Origin of the sequence: Anoxynatronum sibiricum (assembly GCF_039414295.1) — a bacterium.
GTDB classification, from domain to species: domain Bacteria; phylum Bacillota; class Clostridia; order Peptostreptococcales; family Tindalliaceae; genus Anoxynatronum; species Anoxynatronum sibiricum.
This window is the reverse complement of record NZ_JBCITM010000028.1, coordinates 1-19,827: the sequence shown is the minus strand read 5'-3', so window position 1 is coordinate 19,827 and position 19,827 is coordinate 1. Positions and strand designations below refer to the sequence as shown.

The window sequence follows — 19,827 nt, the reverse complement described above, 5'->3', positions numbered from 1 at the left end:
AATACCCTCATTATACCACTTTGTCGTCTTCACAGGCAGTGGTTTTAAGCGGTGCCAGCAAAATCATCACTGTTTGGGGTGCCAGTTCCAGAGTGAGCCACTCACCCTCCAGTATCACCTGGGAGCCGCTGATCAGGTCTGTCAGTGGCGCTTCCGTTGAGCGGGGCATTTTCTCCTGAAAAACCACCGATTGTTTCTCATGTCGATTCAACGCCACCACGGCCAATTCACCTTCATCACCGGAACAGAAACACCGGGTGAAGGCAATGTGATTCTCGCCGGTGCTGAGAAGCTGCCAGTCCCCTTTTGAAAACACTTCATGACCGTTACGGATAGCGGTCATTTTTTTGAACCAGTTCAAAAGGGCCTGGTTTTCAGAACCCCAGGGGAAAGTCCGCCGGTTCAGGGGATCGCTGAAGCCTTCCATACCCGCTTCATCCCCATAGTAAATCACCGGAACACCGGGGAAAGTCATCTGAAATGCCGTGAGAAGATAAAACCGTCTTTCTGCCCGGCGGCGTTTCTTTTTGGGAAGCCGGTACTGTATTTTTTCCTGAGTTCCCATGCCCGCTTCATCCGGCGCCTCTCCCAGCACTGTTAAGATGCGTGTTCGGTCATGGCTTCCCACCAGGTTCATGCAACTGTAAAAAGCCTCCCGGGGGTAATTTTCGTACAGGCTCATTAACTGCATGGCCGTTTCAGCACCACTGTCTTTTTCTGTGAAGAAACGGATCATGGCCTCTCTGAATGGATAGTTCATCACTGCATCCAGCTCGTCTCCCAACAAATATTCACGCCGTTCTCCGTAGGCCACCTTGTTGGTGGCGTCTTCCCAGACTTCACCAATGAGCACACTTTCAGGGTTGGTTTCTTTCATGGCCTGGCGCAGTTCCCGGATAAAGGGGTCCGGCAGTTCATCGGCCACGTCCAGTCGCCACCCGGCAGCACCCTTGCGCAGCCACCTGCGGATCACACTGTCTTCATCGTCAATGATGAAACTGCGGAAAGAGTGCTCCATTTCATTGGTATTGGGCATGTTATCAATCCCCCACCAGCAATCGTACTCCTCCGGGTAATTTTTGAAACGATACCAGGGGAAGTAGGGAGAGTTCTTGCTGTGATACGCTCCCAGCGTGGCGTAGTTGCCTTCCCGGTTGAAATAACGGCTGTCACTGCCTGTATGACTGAAAACCCCATCCAGAATGATCCGCATTCCCAAGGCTTCTGCCTTTTGGCAAAGCGTTTCAAAAGTGGCTTCCGACCCCAGCATGGGGTCAATTTTTTTATAATCACCGGTATCGTATCGATGGTTGCTGGCGGCTTCAAAAATAGGATTTAAATATAGAATGGAAATTCCCAGAGATTGCAGGTATGGCAGTTTTTCAATGATGCCTTCCAGGTTGCCGCCATGAAAATCCCAACGTAAAATACTTCCCGTCACCGGATCCTTCACATATACCGGATCATCTTCCCAGTGCCCATAAAGAAAGCTGTTTTTCTTGGGGCTTCTGATCTTGTTCCGGGAAAGACCGTTATAAAAACGGTCCGGAAAAATCTGATACATAATGCCTTCTTTGTACCAGGCGGGCACATGCATTTGGTCCCGGTGAACAGTCAGTTGCCAGGAGTAGGGTGCTTCCATCTGCATTTGCCCCAATCCTCCCAGCCGCTGTGAATTGTTGCCGTAGTAGCGAACTCCTTCCTCATGTTCCACCACAAAGTAGTACCAGACAAGCCCTGGTTTTTTTAACGCAATGAAACGGGCTTCCCATACGGCTTTGGCTGTTTCGGAGCCTTCAATGGGGCTCATGGCTATGATTTCTTCTCCCAGCCCTTCCCGCCACAGGCGCACACTTGCTTTTGCTGCCGTGGGCATCAATGTTCCGCCAAGGCGCAGTGTGACTTCCCGAGAGACAGGAACAGCCCCAAAGGGGCTGCGATAAAAGGGCTGGTGGGAATGATGATAAAGCTGATCCCGCATCATGACTGATCCCTTCTTTCCTGTTTTTACACACATTTGACTCTTATTTGCCGTAAATCGGCAGGTGCCACACCTGTTCGTTATAGTCACGAATGGTGCGATCACTGGAAAACTCACCGGCGTGGGAAATATTGAGAATGGCTTTTTTCCACCACATCTCCGGCTTTTTGTACTCCAGGCCCAAACGGGTCTGGGCCTGGCAATAAGGCTCGAAATCTTTCAAAAGAAAATAAGGATCAGCCATGCCGTAGTGACCATACAGCAACCCATTGTAGAGCCCCTGGAACATATCAGGATGTTCTTCCTGCAGGAATCCATTCACCAATTGGTCCATCACCTGGCGCAGCTCCGGTTGTCTCTGGTACAGTTCATAAGGCCGGTAATGGCCCAGCTGGTAATAATTGGACACTTCCTCTGCCGTTAATCCAAAGATATAGATATTGTCGGTACCAACAGCTTCCTTCATTTCCACGTTGGCACCGTCCAGTGTTCCGATGGTAAGGGCACCATTGAGCATGAACTTCATATTGCCCGTTCCCGAGGCTTCTTTTCCAGCGGTGGAGATCTGCTCACTCACATCGGAAGCCGGAATGATCCGCTCGGCCAGGGAGACCCGGTAGTTTTCCATGAACACCACCTTGATTTTGTCTTTTACCCGGGGGTCATTGTTGACTTTTTTCGCCAGGGTATGGATCAGTTTAATGATCATCTTGGCATTGTGATAACCGGGGGCCGCCTTGGCTCCAAAGATAAAGGTGCGGGGATGCATGGGGAAATCAGGATTATCCAGAATTTTATTATACAGAAACATGATATGCATCACGTTCAGCAGCTGCCGTTTATATTCGTGGAGCCGTTTCACCTGCACATCGAAAATGGAATCCGGATCAACGGTGATGGCGTACTTGTGAAAAATGTGATCTGCCAGCTTCGCTTTGTTCTCATGACGAATGGCTGCCAGTTGCTCCTGAACATCCTTGTTGCCAGCCTGTTCTTTGAAATGGGTCAATTCTCCCGGGCGCTTGATCCACCCATCACCGATGTGTTCAGTAATGAGATGTGCCAGTTTGGGATTGGCTTTCAGCAGGAACCGGCGATGGGTGACGCCATTGGTAATGGCTTTAAACTTCTGGGGCTCCACCTGGTAAAAATCCTTAAATACTTCTCTTTTAAGAATATCTGTGTGCAGCTTCGCCACACCATTCACAGAGAAAGAACCGGCAATGCACAAACGGGCCATGTGCACTTCCCCGTAAGATATGATGGCCATGCGGGCAATATGATCCCATTGGCCTGGATGAAGTTTCCATAGGTCCTTGCAGAAATTTTCGTTGATCTCATAGACAATTTCATAGATACGTGGCAGCAGGTTTCGCAGCATTTCTTCCGGCCACCGTTCCAAGGCTTCTTCCAGAATGGTGTGGTTGGTATAGGCGAAGGTCTGGCGGGTAATACTCCAGGCATCTTCCCAGTCCAGGCCCTCTTTGTCCATGAGAATGCGCATCAGCTCGGGGATCGCCAGAGCCGGATGGGTGTCATTCACATGAACCACCACTTTTTTATGAAAATCAAAGATATTGTTGCCGGCATCCTTGAATTTTCGATGGATGCTCTGAATGGAAGCTGATACAAAGAAATATTGCTGTTTCAGGCGAAGTGCTTTTCCTTCCGGATGGTTATCCTCAGGATACAGTACTTTGGAGATCACCTCTGCCAGCTCTTTTTCTGCCAAAGAATCCACATAGCGTCCCTGACCAAAAAGGCCCATGTCCATTGGCTTCAGCGCCCGTGCTCCCCACAGCCTCAGCGTGTTCACCACTTCAGAATCATATCCCAGCACCGGGACATCGTAGGGGATGGCTTTCACGCACTGGGCATCTTCCAGCATCACATATTCTTTGCCATTTTTAATCTTTCGTTCCACTTTCCCGCCAAAACAGATGATTTCCGGTTCTTCCGGCTTGGCCACTTCCCACACGTTCCCGTCTTCCAACCAGGGATCGGGCACCTCCACCTGAAAGCCATTCACGATTTTCTGCTTAAACAGGCCATATTCATAGCGAATACCGTTCCCATGGCCCTCCATTCCCAGAGTGGCCAGGGAGTCCAAAAAGCAGGCAGCCAGTCTCCCCAACCCTCCATTGCCCAAACCGGCATCTGGCTCGCTGTTGCGCACTTTTTCCAGATCAATGCCCAGTTCCTGACAAGCCTGCATCACCGGTGCCTCCAGCCCCAGGTTCATCAGATTGTTCCCGAAAAGCCGGCCCATGAGAAATTCCATAGACAGATAATAGAGCTGCCGGCCATTGGTTTCGATTTCCTGTTCTTTCGAATAGGCCCATTTTTCCATGACACGATCTCTCAATGCCATGGACATGGCTTTATATATCTGCCCATCAGAAGCCGTTTTCAGGGTGCGAGCGTAGAGGGTCTGCAGTTTCATTTCCACATTTTCTTTTATTTGGTTGACCAGAACCCGGTCAACCTGAGGCACTTCCTTTTCCTTTGCGGCAACTGCTTTTTTTACTTCTTTCGTATCCATTGGCTTAACTCCTTTTCACTGATCAGCTTCACCTTACAATCCTGTTATGAAAGTGTGTTTACAACAGCGGCGATCTGTTTTTCAGTGTCATGACTTCATAAAGTTCTTTGTAAGTATTGGCTGACTGATCCCAGCTGTAATCGCAGGTCATGGCATGTTTCACCAACTGCTGCCACCCGGGCGGATCACTCAGGTAAAGGGTTACTGCTTCCTGAATGGCGCCGAGCATTTCGTGGGCATTGTAATTGGTAAAGGTGAATCCGTTCCCTTTACCTGATGGGTGTCGGTGATGGAAGACCGTATCCTTCAGCCCTCCGGTTTCCCTCACCACAGGCAGGCTGCCGTAGCGAAGTGCAATGAGCTGTCCCAACCCGCAGGGCTCAAACTGAGAGGGCATCAGAAATAAATCAGAAGCGGCATATACCTGCCGAGCCAGATGATTGTCAAATTTCAGCTGAACACTGCATTTATCAGGATGACGATGGGCGGCATGCTGCAACATCTGCTCATATTGATGATCTCCTGTTCCGATAATGACCAGTTGAACATCCATTTCCATGATTTCATCCAATACATGCTGCACCAGGTCCAGTCCCTTTTGAGGCACCAGCCGGGTGATCATGGCAATGAGGGGCACCTGCTTCACCGGCAAGCCAAGATGCTCCTGCAGCCATTTTTTGTTGGCCATTTTTTTCTCAGGGTTTGCCGCTGAGAATGTTTGGGGGATCAGCGGATCTGTTTCCGGGTTATACTCCTCATAATCCAGTCCATTGAGCACGCCTCTCAGCTTTTGGTTGTGGCTGCGCAGCAGCCCGTCCATCTGTTCCCCGTAGTAGGGGGTTTGAATCTCCTGGGCATAGGTGGGGCTGACCGTGGTGATGATGTCCGCATAGTTGATTCCCCCTTTCATATAGCTCACATTCCCATGAAACTCCAAGCCTTCCCGAGTCAGATGTTCATGCCCCAGATTAAACAGCTCCCGCAGCACTTCCGGCGGAAAAACACCCTGATATCGCAGGTTATGGATGGTGAACATGGTTTTCATGTTCTGGTAGTACGGTTTCTGCTGATAGGCAATCTTGTGAAGGGCTGGTACCATCCCCGTCTGCCAGTCATGGCAATGGATCACATCAGGCTGAAAATCGAAGAACGGAAGCATTTCCAGCACTGCACGACTGAAGAAGGCGTATCGCTCGCCATCGTCTGGATAGCCGTAGTAGCCCGGTCGATTGTAATAGTATTTGTTATCTAAAAAATAGAAAGGAATGCCTTCGTACACCATATATTCCAATCCACAAAACTGATTGCGCCATCCCACCGGCACATAGATACTCTCCTGCCACTGCATTTTTTCCTGAACGCCTGGAGATATTTCCTGGTATTTGGGCATGACCACCCGCACATCCACATTTTCACGTTTCAGTGCTTTTGGCAGTGATCCGATGACATCTCCCAGTCCGCCTGTTTTAATGAAAGGCGCAGCCTCTGAAGCAGCAAATAGCACTTTTAACACGTTTGACACCTCATCTCTTTCAATGGTTTATGTTCCATTTCGCTCAGACACCTAAATAACCGCCTGTTTTTCCACCACCAGCGGGTATTCTTTTTCCCCCCGTATCTGCTTACCCGGTGTAATCACCACATCTTTATCCAGGATGGCATTCTCCACCACAGCCCCCCGGTGAATCTGGCCTTTCTGCATGATGATGGAATCCCGCACCACTGCACCAGGGTGCACTGTGACTCCCCGTCCCAAAATACTGTTTTCCACTGTTCCGGCAATGTGACATCCATTGGCCAGAAGTGAATTGCTCACCATAGCACTGGCTTGATATTTAACTGGTGGTTCATCTTTCACTTTCGTGTAAATACTGCCGTGCCTGAAAAAAAGCTCTTTCCAAACTTCCGGATTTAACAGGCCCATGCTGTGGCGGTAGTAGGTGTGTATGGAATCAATTTTGGCAGCGAATCCCTGATGTTCGTATCCAAAAATCCGGTACTTTTCCAGATTTTTGATGAGCCCGTCTTTGGTGAAATCCCGGTACCCCCTGGCAATACAATCGTCGATCATTTGCATGAACAGTGTTTTTTTCATAAAAGCAATTTCAAGTGCAACGGCCGGACTCAGCTTTTTCTCTCTGCTGGCTGCCATATCCCGGATCCGCCCATTGTTATCAATGAGAAGTGACAATACGCGAAAATTGTTATTTTCTTCAGTATCTGCATTCTTATAGACAAGCACAATATCCGCCTGCTTCTCTTCATATAGTTGCTGAATGTGCCGGTAATCCATGTTATAAATGACATTGCTGCTGGAAATCAGCACATATTGCTGCCTGCTTCTGGTGAAATAATCCATGTGATTGTAATAGTGATCCACATCTCCCAGGTTCCCAGTGAACTGGTCATAGCGAAAGATGGGAGGCAGAATGAACAGGCCGTCCCGCTTGCTTAGGAGGTCCCATTCTTTCCCCGAATCCACGTGATCCAGCAATGAGCGGTTGTAGCTCTGAGTAAGTATACCAATGTTCTTGATTCCTGCGTTGGCCATGTTGGAGAGAACAAAGTCGATGATGCGGTAGCGACCACCAAAAGGTACTGCCGCTGTGGACCGCACCCGGGTTAAGTCTTTCAGCTTTTGCTCAATGTCTGTGTCATTGATGATGCCCATCACATCTTTCATCATGAGATCACCTCCTGTTTCTTAAGGCCATTGGGACAACAGCCGAATTCATGACAGTTTTCAATGTTGATCTCCACGCCGCCGGGAATGGTTTTAGCTTTTACCGCCACCACATTTTCACCCAGCACCGTGATTTCATCCTGCCCTTCTCCCGGCTGACCAATGATGCAGTCATCTTCAACCGTGCATTCTTCACCAATAATGGTTCTCTCAATGGTCACATTTTTTCCAATGACGGTGTCCGACATGATCACTGAATCCTTAATCACACTGCCTTCACCCACCACCACTCCCGGGAACAACACCGAGTTTTCCACTGATCCATATATCTGACACCCTTCGTTCACCAATGATTTTTTCACCTGGGCATTGGGAGCAATGAACTGGACCGGCTGGTTGGGATTGACTGAATAAATCTTCCAGTCTTTTTCGTAAAGATCCAGCTCAGGGTGATCATGAAGCAGGTCCATGTTGGCCTGCCACAAACTTTCGATGGTTCCCACATCTTTCCAGTAATGCCTGAAGGGATATGCGTAAATCCGTTTCTCCTCCTCCAGCAGCCGTGGAATCAAATTCTTTCCAAAATCATGGTCGGAGGATTTATCCATTTCATCCTCAATCAGTATTTTACGCAGCAATTGCCAGTTGAACACATAGACTCCCATGGAAGCTAGGTTGTTTTTCGCTTTTTGGGGTTTTTCCTGAAATTCCACTATGGCATTATCCAGGTTGGTGTTCATAATGCCGAACCGGTGGGTTTCCTCCCATGGAACTTCGATCACTGCAATGGTGGCATCTGCCGCTTTTTCCTTGTGGTAGTCCAGCATGAGGGAATAGTCCATTTTGTAAATATGGTCGCCAGAAAGGATCAACACGTACTCTGGGTCATACTGATCCACAAACTCGATGTTTTGATAAACAGCATTGGCCGTTCCCAAATACCAGTGGCCGCCGTCATGACGCACGTAGGGTGGCAGTACCGTGACACCGCCCCGTTTCTTATCCAGATCCCAATGACTGCCGATGCCAATGTAGGAATTGAGAATCAGGGGTTGGTACTGGGTCAGCACCCCCACGGTGTAAATGCCGGAGTTTGAACAGTTACTGAGGGTGAAGTCGATGATGCGATACTTGCCCCCGAAAGGAACGGCAGGTTTTGCCAGTTTTCGGGTGAGGATTCCCAGCCGGGTTCCCTGGCCGCCGGCCAGGAGCATGGCAATGCATTCTTGTTTGTACATAGTCACGCCTCCTTCAGTTGTTGTTTGAAGATGGGTTTCATACTATAGTCATGAGTATCTAATTTCCACAATGTTTACCTACCCATTTTAATGGGATGTCACACGAAGGAAGCGGCAGAAAACACCTAATCGCCAAAAAATTCACGAAAACCGGCATTATGAAATCGCCATCCTCTTATCAGGGTATCTCTTTTGTGCTCATTTGTCATCAACAGACTGTTAATTCTAAACAACAACTCACCTTTGGCGGCATATATCATTGTTTCCGACACCCACAAATCATCCAAAGAACATTGGCTGGGAGCTAACTTTTCACCCTTAACCAAGTTATCCGCTCTTCTGTTCATGATCTTTATCAACAACAGACAAGGACGTTCATGGTCATAGCCGTAAACGTCCTTGTCTGTTGACAGTGATGTGAGTCTGTTTCTGTATGATGTTCTGCTTAAATCCACTTGTTTCGCAGAGGGGTGTGGTGTTACCAAAGACACACGGCACCTTCATTGTCGCCTGAAAGCGTCAACACTTCCCATTCTTCAGGTGTTTCTGCCAGCAGGTCAAGGAAGATCTGTTGGCTGTCCCGGGTCTGGGGCATCAGCAGATAGGCCAGCGTGGGACCAGCACCACTGATGATTAATGCCTTCAGTCCTTTTGTTCTTGATTGCTGATAAATGTGGTCCAGTGAAGGCAACAGCCGGCTTCGGTAGGGCTGGTGCAGCCTGTCGTCCAGGGCCTTCTCCACCACTGTGTAGTTTTCCTGCATCAGTGCAGCCACCAGCAAGGCCGCCCGTCCCACATTGTGAACAGCATCAGCATAGGGCACTTCTTTTGGCAGGGCCTGTCTGGCGGCACTGGTACTCAACTCAATGTTGGGAATCGCCGTCAGAGTTTGCAGTTCTGCCGGTACAGGAAACCGGATATAGCTGGTGTCGCCGGCTTCGCCTGCCGACACCACAATACCGCCCAGCAACGCCGGAGCCACATTATCCGGATGCCCTTCCAGTTCCACTGCCAGCTCCAGCAGTTCCTGGCGGTTCAGATTTCCTCTGATTAATTCATTGGCCGCCACCAAACCTCCCACAATACACGCTGCACTGCTGCCCAGCCCCCTGGAGACGGGAATGGCAGTGGTTACTCGCAAATGAATCCCCCCAGGCTTCCGTCCAACGGCTTCAAAAACCCGCTGCATGCTGCGCACCACCAGATGGGTTTCATCCGTGGGTAGTCCTTCTGAATCTCTCCCAATGTTTTCAATGATGAGACCACTTTCCAGTTCTTCCACTTCCAACTCATTATATAGGTTTAGAGCCATGCCCATACAGTCAAATCCAGGACCAATATTGGCCATAGTGGCAGGCACCCTGACGCGCATCATCGCCATAAGCTGTTCCTCCCTGATGTTTAGATGTCTTCCACCCGAATGATTCCCGCCACTTCAACCAGTTCATCCATGAGTCTGATGTCTCTGATGGCCTGCTGGACAGCAATTTCCCGGGTGCGATGGGTCACAAACACCAATGACACGGGATCAGCATCTCCCTTTTGAATCACAGAGGATAGGCTGACGCCACAATTTCCAAAAGCAGTGGCAATGCGTCCCAAAACACCGGGAATATCTTTTACCAACAGTCTGATGTAATAGGCGGTGGTGGTTTCATCCATCGACTGTACTTTCTTGCCATTTGGTTTGTAATCCAGCGGGTAGCTGGGGGCATGGTCATTGGTGCGATGATGTGCCACATTGAGCACATCTCCCATCACAGCACTTGCTGTGGGCAGGTCACCTGCTCCCCTGCCATAAAACATCAGATCACCCACTGCATTTCCCTGAATGTACACTGCATTATAAGCATCCTGCACCGAGGCCAGTGGGTGTCCGGCGGCTATCATGGTGGGGTGCACCCGCAGCTCAATTTTACCTTCAAGATCCCGGGCAATGGCAAGCAGCTTAATGACGTACCCCAATTCTGACGCATACTCAATGTCCAAAGGCGTGATGCGATCGATCCCTTCCCGATATACCTGACTGAAATCCACAGTGGTTTGAAAACCCAGTGAAGCCAGAATGGTCAGCTTGTGGGCTGCATCGAAGCCCTCTACATCTGCTGTGGGGTCGGCTTCAGCATAACCTTTCACCTGAGCTTCTGCCAAAGCTTCTTCATAGGTGGTTTTTTCCCGGGTCATTTTGCTGAGAATATAGTTGGTGGTGCCGTTCACAATGCCCATGATGGAGGTCAGTCTGTTGGCACAAAGGCTCTCCCGAATGGCCTGGAGAACAGGGATGCCGCCAGCCACACTGGCTTCATACCGCAGCTGAACACCCCGGTGAGCGGCCAGTCTGCTTAACTCACTGCCATGCTGCGCCAGAAGCGCTTTATTGGCAGTCACCACATGCTTGCCGGCTGAAAGAGCTTCTGTGATATACTGTCTGGCAGGTTCAATACCGCCCATCAGTTCGACGATCACATCAATTTCAGCATCCTGCAATATGGTCTGCCAGGATGTTGTCAGACGGGGGTCTTCCGCCGGTAATACCCGGCTTTTTTCAGGGTCACGCATAAGGATTTTTTTCACTGTCACTTTGATATCTGTTTGATGACTGATTTCTTCCTGATTGGTTTGAAGCAGCTGCCAGACACCCTGACCAACAACCCCAAACCCCAACAGGCCTATGTGTACTGTTTTCATTGAGATCACCTATTCTTTCCCGACAATCTTCACTTCGTGGATGCCGTTAATTTTTCGCAGTCTCTGAATCAGGGTTTCAATATTCACCGTCAGGTCCATGGTTTCCAGGGAAACGGTGACGTTGGCCACCTGTAAATAGGGAATATTCTGGTTGATGGTTACCACACTCCCGTTCACCCGGGCAATTTCTTTCAGCACTTCCAGCAGGCAGCCGGAAACGTGATCCAGCAGCATGGCCAGCGTAATGATTCTGCCTTTGCCCATCTCATAAAAGGGAAAGACATGGTGCCGGTACTTATAGTAGGCACTTCGGCTGATCCCAGCTTGCTCCACTGCCTCATAAATGGTGTTGGCTTTTCCTTTACTGAGCATTTCATTCACCTGAACGGTTTTAAGAAGCACCTCAGGCAGGGCCTGATGGTGCACCAGATAATAAGTATGCTTTTCCTGCTCCACAATGACACCTCCGTTGTTTTCTCAGCAAGTACAAATGTATTTTCAACAGATACATAGTACCATAAATGATAAAGCCTTTCAAGAAAAAAGACGGGTTCATCACCCGTCTAAGATTGTTTTCTTCTATGAAGCGCTGTACTTTTTATAAAGAATCAGATATACCACCAGATAAATGGCCATGAGGATGAAAAAGCCACTGATAAACCGCTGAAAGCTGCCGTAGAAATGCTCGTGCGTAATACCGGTGAGCTGTGAAAGTCCAAAGGCCACCGCCAACGTCAACGCGCCTGATGCCAGTTTCAGTTCTGTATCATTCCATTGCTGTTTTTTCTGGCTGTCTTGTGCCTTTGTCTGTTTCTTCTTACTGCCCATGGGTTGATTCCTCCTGTCCCGTAACGGGTGTGCGGTATTGCTCCTGTTCAAAAATATGGCGAATGACTGCCGGTTCCCGGCTTACTCCCAGTGCCAGCATCAGTTTGATTCTGGCCTTCTGGCCCGGCAGGTCTCCGCCAAAAATAACTCCCAAATCCCGAAGCTCCTTGCCTCCACCCGGATATCCGTAAGTGCCCAGCACACGGCCGGTGGGGCACCGGGAAACCAGTACCACCACCAAACCGCTGTCGATGGCACAACGAATCCCCTGCATCATGGCAGGCGGCACATTCCCACGTCCCATGGCTTCAATGACCAGTCCCTTGTCTTGCTGTTCCACACAGAATTCAATCAAACGATGATCCATTCCCGCCACACACTTAATCAACGAAACCCGTTCTTCCAGGGCTTCCGGCTGTAACACCTGGCGATGAACCACTTCCCGGTGAAAAATCACTTCATCATTATCCACAATTCCCAATGCACCAAATTCAAGGGATTGAAAGGTGTTGAGCCGAAGTGTGTTGGTTTTGGTCACTTCACTGGCTGCATTCACTTCATTATTCATTACCACCAGCACGCCTTTGTTCCGGGCTTCCGGTGAAATGGCAGTACATACTGCTGCCGCGAGATTACTGGGACCATCATACCCCAGCTCAGAGCTATTGCGCATAGCACCCACCATCACCACAGGTTTGCTGGTATTCAGAGTTAGATCCAGCAAATAGGCGGTTTCTTCCAGGGTATCCGTTCCATGGGTCACCACCACCCCGGTAATGTCATCACGGGTCAACAGTTGCTGCACCTGCTGTCGCAGCTTCATCATCAGTTGTGGATCCATGTGGGGGCCGGGCAATGATGAAAAGGTGACCGGTTCAATGTGGGCAAAACGGTCGATATTGGTGACCATGGAAAGAATCTGGGCTGCAGACAATGAAGGGATCGCCGCCCCCAATCTTTCATCGATGGACATGGAAATGGTGCCGCCGGTGAATACCACCGCAACGGTTGGCTTCATGCTGTCCTCCCCTTTCTGATGAGCTCCTCTGGTGAACATCTCCGGGGCTCTTTTCACAATCTCTTTATAGGTTGCTGTTTAATCATTTGATCTCCCATTTATTATATCTTATTTTACCGATTTTGACTGCCATTTTCAAAATCAGCAGTTTTTCTTCCCAAATCTGTGCTGAATAGGACTCCCCTTGCCTTTTGCGTCGTTCATTCGTTCATTTATCAGCTTAAGATATGTCCGTTTTCCAACCCGCTTCACCATCTGCATCTTCATCTTTTCAAAGTGATTAAATTCATGTATGATCGTTATGGGGGAGGGTTCCATCAATGACGGACAGCAAAAACCTGCTTTCGGGTTCCATTTTCAGTTCTTTAACCGCACTGGCATTGCCCATCATGGGCACGTCTTTTTTGAATATGGCCTATCACCTGGTTGACATGGTCTGGATAGGCATTCTTGGCAGCGGTGCCGTCGCTTCCATTGGCATCGCCGGCTACTTCATCACCTTCAGTATGGCCCTGGTGCGCCTTGTCCAGGTGGGTACTGAAGTGAACATTGCCCAGTCCATCGGGGCTGAAAAAGGTGACCGCGCCAATCGTTATGCCGGCACTGCCCTGCGCATGGCTGTTGGGATCGCCCTGATCTACGGGCTGGGACTGCTGCTTTTTAACCGGCAGCTCATTGGTTTTTTCAGAATCGATCACCCCATGGTGGAGCGCGATGCCCGGCATTACCTGATGATCATGTCTCTGGGAATGGTCTTTGTTTTTCTAAATCCCATTATTACCTGTATTTACAATGGTGCCGGGTACAGCAAGGCGCCATTTAAGGTGAACGCCATGGGAATGGCAGCCAATATGGTGCTGGACCCGCTGATGATTTTTGGCTTAAACCTGGGAGTCCGGGGAGCAGCCCTGGCCACCGTGTTTTCTCAAATGCTGGTGACGCTGGTACTGGTGCGCATGCTCATACGAAACCGCCCCTTTCAGCAGTTCCGGTTCAAGGGTGGCTGGAGCGCCAGCCTGATGCGTGAGATTGGACGACTGGGTGCTCCTGTGGCACTGCAAAGCGGTCTTTTTTCTGTCTACTCCGTCTTACTGGCCCGCATTGTGGCCGGTTACGGACCTGCCGCCATGGCTGCTCAAAAAGTAGGGGTTCAGATTGAATCCATTTCCTACATGACGGCTCACGGCTTTGCCATCGCCCTCAGCTCTTTTACCGGCCAAAACATGGGTGCGGGCAAACCAGACAGGGTGAAACAAGGAATCAAAACCGCCGGCGTAGTGATGTTCGTTTTCGGCGTGATCACCTCACTGATTCTCGTCATCTTTGCCCGTGAGCTGTTCATGATTTTTATCAGGGAAGAGGCCACCGTGGTCATCGGCACCCAATATGTGCGCATTCTCGGATTTTCTCAGCTGTTCATGTGCCTGGAAATCACTTTTTCCGGCGGCTTCAACGGACTGCGAAAAACCACCCCGCCGGCACTGGTGAGCATCCTCTTCACTGGCCTGCGGGTTCCGGCAGCTTATCTGCTGGCCCGGGAATCCCTGCTGGGCCTTGACGGTATCTGGTGGACCATCACCGGCAGTTCATGGATCAAAGGAACCCTGATGACGGGAATGACTTTCATGCTGCTACAGTCACCCCTCTTACAAACAGGCCATCCCACCATAACACCCGGCGTCAGCAATGCCAAAGATGATACCGTCTCATGATGTTCTTCTGAACCTTACTGATGTCAGAACAAATGCCGGAACCTGAATGGTCCCGGCATTACATTTCACGCTTCTTGTTCTACTGTTAATCCCGTTCACCGTGGGCAATGCGGCTGGCTGCTGCCGCCGCGATGGCCGCCACCATATCATCCAAAAATGTATGCACTTTAACCCCGTCTTTAGTATCCAGTTCCTTGATGATTCCCACCTTTTCCTTGTCCAGATACCCATAACTGGTAAGACCGATGGTGCCGTATAGGTTCACAATGGAGAGGGGCAGTATCTCATCAATCCCATATAGCCCTTCATCAGAGGCCACAATACTCTGCAGCGGTTCCGGCAGCTGTTGCTGTTCTGCCAGCTGATCCAGCGCCACCCCGGTGAGAACGGCATGTGCCACTTCCCGTTTGCGAAGCACCGCATCCACGCTTTCCAAACAGCGGTCCATGGTGAGCTCAGGCTGATAGGGCTGCTGTAAAAACAACACCAGCTTCCCAATGTCTTTCAGTCGAACACCTCTTTCTTCCAGTAACTCCCGGGTTTTTTCATAAAGCTCTTCCATGGTTGGTCGACTCATGAAATGATTCCTCCTTTATTTCTTCAGTTCTTTTCGGCCGCTGGTTCTGCTGACGGCCATTTTGTCCTGCTCATTTTACCCTACTCATCAGATCTCATCAACCAGACTCAAGCCAGTTCCTCGGCATTCTTCCTCGTTTCATTCCTCTTCCACAAACTTCTTATACCACATTTTCACGCTGTCTAACCCTGTTTAACCCTGTTTCTCCCATAAGTCCGTCCTTCGTCATTGAATATGACCGGGCTCTGCATTTTTAACTGATATTGTTTTTCAATTCCGAAAACTTGTTTTTGTGTCTGTGGTCACATCCAGATCTGTTTTGCTCCGGTATACTGATCTCACAAGCATTAATACATTAGTGAAGGAGTTGATCCCATGAATCCCTGGCGCCAGTTTTCAGAAGGCCCCTGGCAAACACAGGTGGATGTGCGGGACTTTATACAGCGAAATTACCACCCCTATGAAGGTGATGCCTCTTTTTTGGCTTCACCTTCCACCAAAACGCAACAGCTCTGGATACAGGCAGATGCATTGATTCAACAGGAGATTAAAGCCGGTGTGCTTGATGTTGACACCACCCGATTCTCCGGCATTGATGCTTTTGAACCCGGCTATCTTGATCAGGAAAATGAAGTGATCGTTGGTTTTCAGACGGATGCGCCCCTGAAACGTATCGTTAACCCTTACGGTGGCTACCGAATGGTTCAGGATTCTCTGGACGCTTATGGATATGCCATGAACCCGGAGCTGTCAGCTGTTTTTCAGGAGGTCCGCAAAACCCACAACCAAGGGGTTTTTGACGCATATACCAACGAAATGAAGGAAGCCCGTTCAGTAGGACTGCTCACTGGTTTGCCAGACGCCTATGGCCGTGGCCGGATTATTGGTGACTACCGCCGCATTCCCCTCTACGGCACCGCTTTTCTGATAGAAGAAAAAAAAGCTGATCGCGAGCGGCTTCTCAGTGGTCCGGCAACAGAAAAATTGATTCGCCTTCGGGAAGAGATCAGCGAACAAATTCGCGCGTTGAAAGCCATCAACCATATGGCGGCCCGCTACGGTGTGAATCTTTCACAACCGGCATCCAATGCCCAGGAAGCCGTTCAGTTCTTCTACTTTGCCTACCTGGCCGGTGTGAAGGAAAACAACGGTGCTGCGATGTCGCTTGGGCGAAACACCGCATTTTTGGATGTTTACCTGGAACGGGACCTGCAGGAAGGCACTTTGACCGAAACCGAGGCCCAAGAGCTTATTGATCAGCTGGTGATTAAACTGCGGATGGTGCGGCACCTGCGCACCCCTGATTACAATGCTCTTTTTGCCGGTGATCCCACCTGGATCACCGAGGCCATCGGCGGCATGGGGCTGGACGGCAGAACCCATGTCACCCGCACCGCGTATCGATTCCTCCACACCCTATCCAATCTGGACCCCGCCCCAGAGCCCAACATGACAGTTCTTTGGTCTGAAAAGCTGCCCGCTGCCTTTAAGCGATATTGCATGAAGCAGTCTGAAGCCACTGGCGCCATTCAATACGAAAATGACGATCTGATGCGCCCTCTGTATGGCGACGATTACGGCATTGCCTGCTGTGTTTCTGCCATGGCCATCGGAAAACAAATGCAGTTCTTCGGCGCTCGGGCCAATCTGGGCAAAGCTCTGCTCTACGCCATTAACGGCGGTATGGATGAGCTAAAATATCACACCGACGGCACCCCTTACCGCCTTATCGAAGGTATTGAACCTCTCAAGGGAGATGTGCTGGACTTTGACCAAGTGATGAAGAATTACCGGAAGGTGCTCACTTACCTGGCTCAACTCTATGCCGACACCATGAGCACCATTCATTACATGCATGACAAGTACGCTTACGAGGCCGGTCTCATGGCCCTCCACGACACTCATGTTCACCGGTTTATGGCTTTCGGCATCGCCGGTATCTCCATCGTGGCAGATTCCCTCAGCGCCATTAAATATGCCCGGGTAACACCTGTTCGTAATCGTTTTGGAATTGCCGAAGACTTTATCATCGAAGGCAGTTATCCCGCCTATGGCAACGATGATGACCGGGTGGACCAACTGGCCGTTGACATTGCCCAATACTTCAGCGATGAACTGAAGTCCAACCCCATCTACCGGGAAGCGGAACACACCCTTTCCATTCTCACCATTACTTCCAATGTGGTGTATGGAAAGAAAACCGGCAGCACTCCGGATGGCCGTAAGAAGGGCGAACCCTTTGCCCCCGGTGCCAATCCCATGCACGGCCGAGATACCATGGGAGCCCTGGCTTCGCTGAACACCGTTGCCAAACTTAAATATGAAAGCACCTGCCAGGATGGCATCTCCAACACGTTTTCCATTGTGCCGGCGGCCCTTGGCAAAGAACCAGAAACCCGTTACCGAAACCTGGCCGGCATTCTGGACGGCTACTTCTCCCAGGGAGCCTTCCACCTGAACATCAACGTATTGTCACGGGAACTGCTGGTGGATGCCATGAAACACCCCGACAAATATCCCACCCTCACCATTCGGGTTTCCGGGTACGCCGTTCACTTTAACCGCCTGACGGAAGAGCAGAAACAGGAAGTCATTCACCGCACCTTCCACCAGGCCGTCTAACATCGCCTTCTCCTTCTTCGCCGGGCCGAATCAACACTGCCTACGGCCCGGCGTTTTTTCCCTTTACGACATTTGAAAACTGTCAGAAATTTGGAATCACCTGAAAAACCCATGAGCGGGAGAAGTTGTGAACCGCCGGCTGAAAACCCGACAGAGAAATTAAAGCCTGCATCACATGAAGGAGGATCACTATGCTTCAGGGAATGATTCATTCCATCGAAACCATGGGTCTGGTTGACGGCCCGGGAATTCGCACCGTCTTTTTTCTCCAGGGCTGCCCCTTGCGCTGCAGCTATTGCCATAACCCGGATTCCCAGAAAACCTGTGGCGGTAATCTCATGACGCCTCAGGAAGTGGTGGCCCTTGCCCGTCGATACCGCCCCTACCACCAGAGCACTGGTGGCGGTGTTACTTTTTCCGGCGGCGAACCCCTCATGCAGGGAGAGTTTTTGTCACAATGCCTGACCCTGCTAAAGGCGGATAGGTTTCATACGGCCATTGACACCAGTGGTTTTGGCCCTGAAAAATGGATGGACAGTATCCTGACCAACACCGACTGCGTTCTTATGGATCTAAAAGCCACTGATTCTGAAACCCATTTGAAACTCACCGGTAAACCCATGACCGGCCGCCTTCCATTTTGGCGGCGGCTTCAGGCTTTTCAGAGAGAGGTTTGGATCAGACACGTGGTGGTTCCAGGCTTCACCAATAACCACCACGCCATCGACGCCCTCTTTCACCAGGCCTGCCAGATAAAGACGGTTGAAAAAATCGAACTTTTACCGTATCATAAGCATGGAAGCGAAAAATATGCGCTGCTGGGACTGGAAGACCCCCTGGCAGATACCCCAGCCATGGATGGGCCACAAACCCGCCAGTGGGAAATACAACTGATGGACCGCCTTGCCGCTTTTAAAGCGAAGCAGCCAGCCAACGCTCCCATGGTGCCAAAAGCTTCCTGATGAACAACCCTACAGGGTGACGGTTCTGTGAGCTTCATACCGCCATCAGCCATCTATGCAAAAAGGATGTTGCCATTGTGTCAAGATGCCCCCAGTGCCGCTGCGAGACCTGTCAGGGCCCTACCTGCCTTAACAAGACACCATTGCTTTCCAACCTGACCCGGGAAGAAGCGGATAAAATATCTGCCGGTGTCTCTTCAAAAGTTTTTCATAAGGGAGAGACGCTTTTTCATGCCGGCGATACCGCCGACAGACTTTACATTGTCTGCAGCGGCAAAGTGAAACTGCTGAAGCACACCGCCGAAGGGAAAGAGCAGATCCTCTATATCCTGAAGGCCGGCGATTTTTTTGGTGCCTTTAACCTGTTGAAAGAGGACCGATTCGACTGCACTGCCGAAGCCCTCACCGACAGCCTGGTGAGCATGCTGAAAAAATCCGAGTTCGATCGCATTATCCTCTCCAACCCTGAAATTACATTGAAGGTTTTCGAAAAAGCCTACGAACGCATTATTAAACTGGAAACACTTATTGAGCGTCTTTCCACCGCCAGCCTGGATGCCCGGGTGGCCGGGTTGCTGCTGAGCCTGATCCCTGACTTCGGCACCCATACACCTGAAGGCACCTTATTGAAGTTATCCATCAGTCGGGAAGACATGGGCAGCTACTCTGGTATTGCCCGGGAAACCATGAGCCGAAAGCTTCATCTTTTTGACGAGCTGGGATATATACAGCTGAAAAGCACCCGCCAGATTCTCATCAAAGACCTGGCAGGTCTCCAGTCACTCCTCCACGAATCCCACGAATAATCACAAATAGGATATATGTAAAAGTCCGGAAGACATTACCGGACTTGAGGTTGTTGAAAAAGTCTATGAAAATAGGCTTTTTTTCTTGCAATCAAAAAGGAGATTCGCCCCTTGATGTCGAATATAGATATAAGGGGTGATTCGAATGATGACAAAGAGAGACCATGTTC

16 protein-coding genes are annotated in these 19,827 nt (G+C 50.1%); 4 read left to right on the top strand and 12 right to left on the bottom strand.

From position 1 onward, the window contains the following. Window positions 1-10 precede the first annotated feature (10 nt). From AAIG11_RS16740 to AAIG11_RS16690, 11 genes are all read right to left on the bottom strand, one after another. Complete coding sequence (locus tag AAIG11_RS16740; protein ID WP_343187387.1) at window positions 11-1,984, bottom strand: glycoside hydrolase family 13 protein; 1,974 nt, start codon at window positions 1,982-1,984, stop codon at window positions 11-13. A gap of 40 nt (window positions 1,985-2,024) precedes the next feature. Continuing rightward, window positions 2,025-4,523: a glycogen/starch/alpha-glucan phosphorylase gene (locus AAIG11_RS16735; RefSeq protein WP_343187386.1), complete on the bottom strand. Its 2,499-nt coding sequence runs from the start codon at window positions 4,521-4,523 to the stop codon at window positions 2,025-2,027. Between the two features lie 58 nt (window positions 4,524-4,581). Next, window positions 4,582-6,036, bottom strand: a complete 1,455-nt coding sequence (gene glgA, locus AAIG11_RS16730) for a glycogen synthase GlgA (RefSeq protein WP_343187385.1) — start codon at window positions 6,034-6,036, stop codon at window positions 4,582-4,584. A gap of 51 nt (window positions 6,037-6,087) precedes the next feature. Continuing rightward, a complete protein-coding gene (glgD, locus tag AAIG11_RS16725; protein WP_343187384.1) occupies window positions 6,088-7,209 on the bottom strand; it encodes a glucose-1-phosphate adenylyltransferase subunit GlgD in 1,122 nt (373 codons plus the stop codon). Further along, window positions 7,206-8,444, bottom strand: a complete 1,239-nt coding sequence (locus tag AAIG11_RS16720) for a glucose-1-phosphate adenylyltransferase (protein WP_343187383.1) — start codon at window positions 8,442-8,444, stop codon at window positions 7,206-7,208. The genes glgD and AAIG11_RS16720 overlap by 4 nt, the downstream gene beginning before the upstream one ends. 125 nt (window positions 8,445-8,569) lie before the next feature. Then, window positions 8,570-8,935, bottom strand: a complete 366-nt coding sequence (locus AAIG11_RS16715) for a hypothetical protein (protein ID WP_343187382.1) — start codon at window positions 8,933-8,935, stop codon at window positions 8,570-8,572. Continuing rightward, on the bottom strand, window positions 8,923-9,825 hold the full coding sequence (thrB, locus tag AAIG11_RS16710) for a homoserine kinase (protein WP_343187381.1): 903 nt from the start codon (window positions 9,823-9,825) through the stop codon (window positions 8,923-8,925). Before thrB ends, AAIG11_RS16715 begins: the two co-directional genes overlap by 13 nt. 20 nt (window positions 9,826-9,845) lie before the next feature. Continuing rightward, entirely contained in the window at window positions 9,846-11,132 is a 1,287-nt protein-coding gene (locus AAIG11_RS16705; RefSeq protein WP_343187380.1) for a homoserine dehydrogenase, read from the bottom strand. 9 nt (window positions 11,133-11,141) lie between these two features. Continuing rightward, window positions 11,142-11,588 carry an ACT domain-containing protein gene (locus tag AAIG11_RS16700; protein WP_343187379.1) on the bottom strand — a complete coding sequence of 149 codons (447 nt, stop codon included), beginning with the start codon at window positions 11,586-11,588 and terminating at the stop codon, window positions 11,142-11,144. A gap of 123 nt (window positions 11,589-11,711) precedes the next feature. Continuing rightward, a complete protein-coding gene (locus AAIG11_RS16695) occupies window positions 11,712-11,960 on the bottom strand; it encodes a hypothetical protein (protein ID WP_343187378.1) in 249 nt (82 codons plus the stop codon). Continuing rightward, on the bottom strand, window positions 11,950-12,978 hold the full coding sequence (locus tag AAIG11_RS16690) for an asparaginase (protein ID WP_343187377.1): 1,029 nt from the start codon (window positions 12,976-12,978) through the stop codon (window positions 11,950-11,952). Before AAIG11_RS16690 ends, AAIG11_RS16695 begins: the two co-directional genes overlap by 11 nt. Before the next feature lie 320 nt (window positions 12,979-13,298). On the opposite strand from AAIG11_RS16690, the gene AAIG11_RS16685 reads away from it, so the two are divergent. Continuing rightward, a complete protein-coding gene (locus AAIG11_RS16685) occupies window positions 13,299-14,690 on the top strand; it encodes an MATE family efflux transporter (protein WP_343187376.1) in 1,392 nt (463 codons plus the stop codon). A gap of 85 nt (window positions 14,691-14,775) precedes the next feature. Here AAIG11_RS16685 and AAIG11_RS16680 read toward each other — a convergent pair whose 3' ends face one another. Next, the gene (locus AAIG11_RS16680) at window positions 14,776-15,267 is read right to left on the bottom strand and encodes a phosphatidylglycerophosphatase A family protein (RefSeq protein ID WP_343187375.1); all 492 of its coding nucleotides are present in this window, start codon (window positions 15,265-15,267) and stop codon (window positions 14,776-14,778) included. Between the two features lie 375 nt (window positions 15,268-15,642). Between AAIG11_RS16680 and pflB the strand changes: the two genes are divergently transcribed. The 3 genes from pflB (at window position 15,643) to AAIG11_RS16665 (ending at window position 19,657) form a co-directional block, all read left to right on the top strand. After that, window positions 15,643-17,889, top strand: coding sequence for a formate C-acetyltransferase (pflB, locus tag AAIG11_RS16675; protein WP_343187374.1), 2,247 nt, complete (start codon window positions 15,643-15,645; stop codon window positions 17,887-17,889). 191 nt (window positions 17,890-18,080) lie between these two features. Then, window positions 18,081-18,851: a pyruvate formate-lyase-activating protein gene (pflA, locus tag AAIG11_RS16670; RefSeq protein WP_343187373.1), complete on the top strand. Its 771-nt coding sequence runs from the start codon at window positions 18,081-18,083 to the stop codon at window positions 18,849-18,851. Between the two features lie 77 nt (window positions 18,852-18,928). Continuing rightward, complete coding sequence (locus tag AAIG11_RS16665; RefSeq protein ID WP_343187372.1) at window positions 18,929-19,657, top strand: Crp/Fnr family transcriptional regulator; 729 nt, start codon at window positions 18,929-18,931, stop codon at window positions 19,655-19,657. The last annotated feature ends 170 nt before the right edge of the window (window positions 19,658-19,827 follow it).

What these genes read in the sequence shown, in the direction of transcription:
- AAIG11_RS16735 (WP_343187386.1), bottom strand. Translation starts at nt 4,523, where the DNA reads ATGGATACGAAAGAAGTAAAAAAAGCAGTTGCCGCAAAGGAAAAGGAA.
- pflA (WP_343187373.1), top strand. Translation starts at nt 18,081, where the DNA reads ATGCTTCAGGGAATGATTCATTCCATCGAAACCATGGGTCTGGTTGAC.
- AAIG11_RS16685 (WP_343187376.1), top strand. Translation starts at nt 13,299, where the DNA reads ATGACGGACAGCAAAAACCTGCTTTCGGGTTCCATTTTCAGTTCTTTA.
- pflB (WP_343187374.1), top strand. Translation starts at nt 15,643, where the DNA reads ATGAATCCCTGGCGCCAGTTTTCAGAAGGCCCCTGGCAAACACAGGTG.
- AAIG11_RS16720 (WP_343187383.1), bottom strand. Translation starts at nt 8,444, where the DNA reads ATGTACAAACAAGAATGCATTGCCATGCTCCTGGCCGGCGGCCAGGGA.
- AAIG11_RS16740 (WP_343187387.1), bottom strand. Translation starts at nt 1,984, where the DNA reads ATGATGCGGGATCAGCTTTATCATCATTCCCACCAGCCCTTTTATCGC.
- AAIG11_RS16680 (WP_343187375.1), bottom strand. Translation starts at nt 15,267, where the DNA reads ATGAGTCGACCAACCATGGAAGAGCTTTATGAAAAAACCCGGGAGTTA.
- AAIG11_RS16695 (WP_343187378.1), bottom strand. Translation starts at nt 11,960, where the DNA reads ATGGGCAGTAAGAAGAAACAGACAAAGGCACAAGACAGCCAGAAAAAA.
- thrB (WP_343187381.1), bottom strand. Translation starts at nt 9,825, where the DNA reads ATGGCGATGATGCGCGTCAGGGTGCCTGCCACTATGGCCAATATTGGT.
- AAIG11_RS16705 (WP_343187380.1), bottom strand. Translation starts at nt 11,132, where the DNA reads ATGAAAACAGTACACATAGGCCTGTTGGGGTTTGGGGTTGTTGGTCAG.
- glgD (WP_343187384.1), bottom strand. Translation starts at nt 7,209, where the DNA reads ATGATGAAAGATGTGATGGGCATCATCAATGACACAGACATTGAGCAA.
- AAIG11_RS16690 (WP_343187377.1), bottom strand. Translation starts at nt 12,978, where the DNA reads ATGAAGCCAACCGTTGCGGTGGTATTCACCGGCGGCACCATTTCCATG.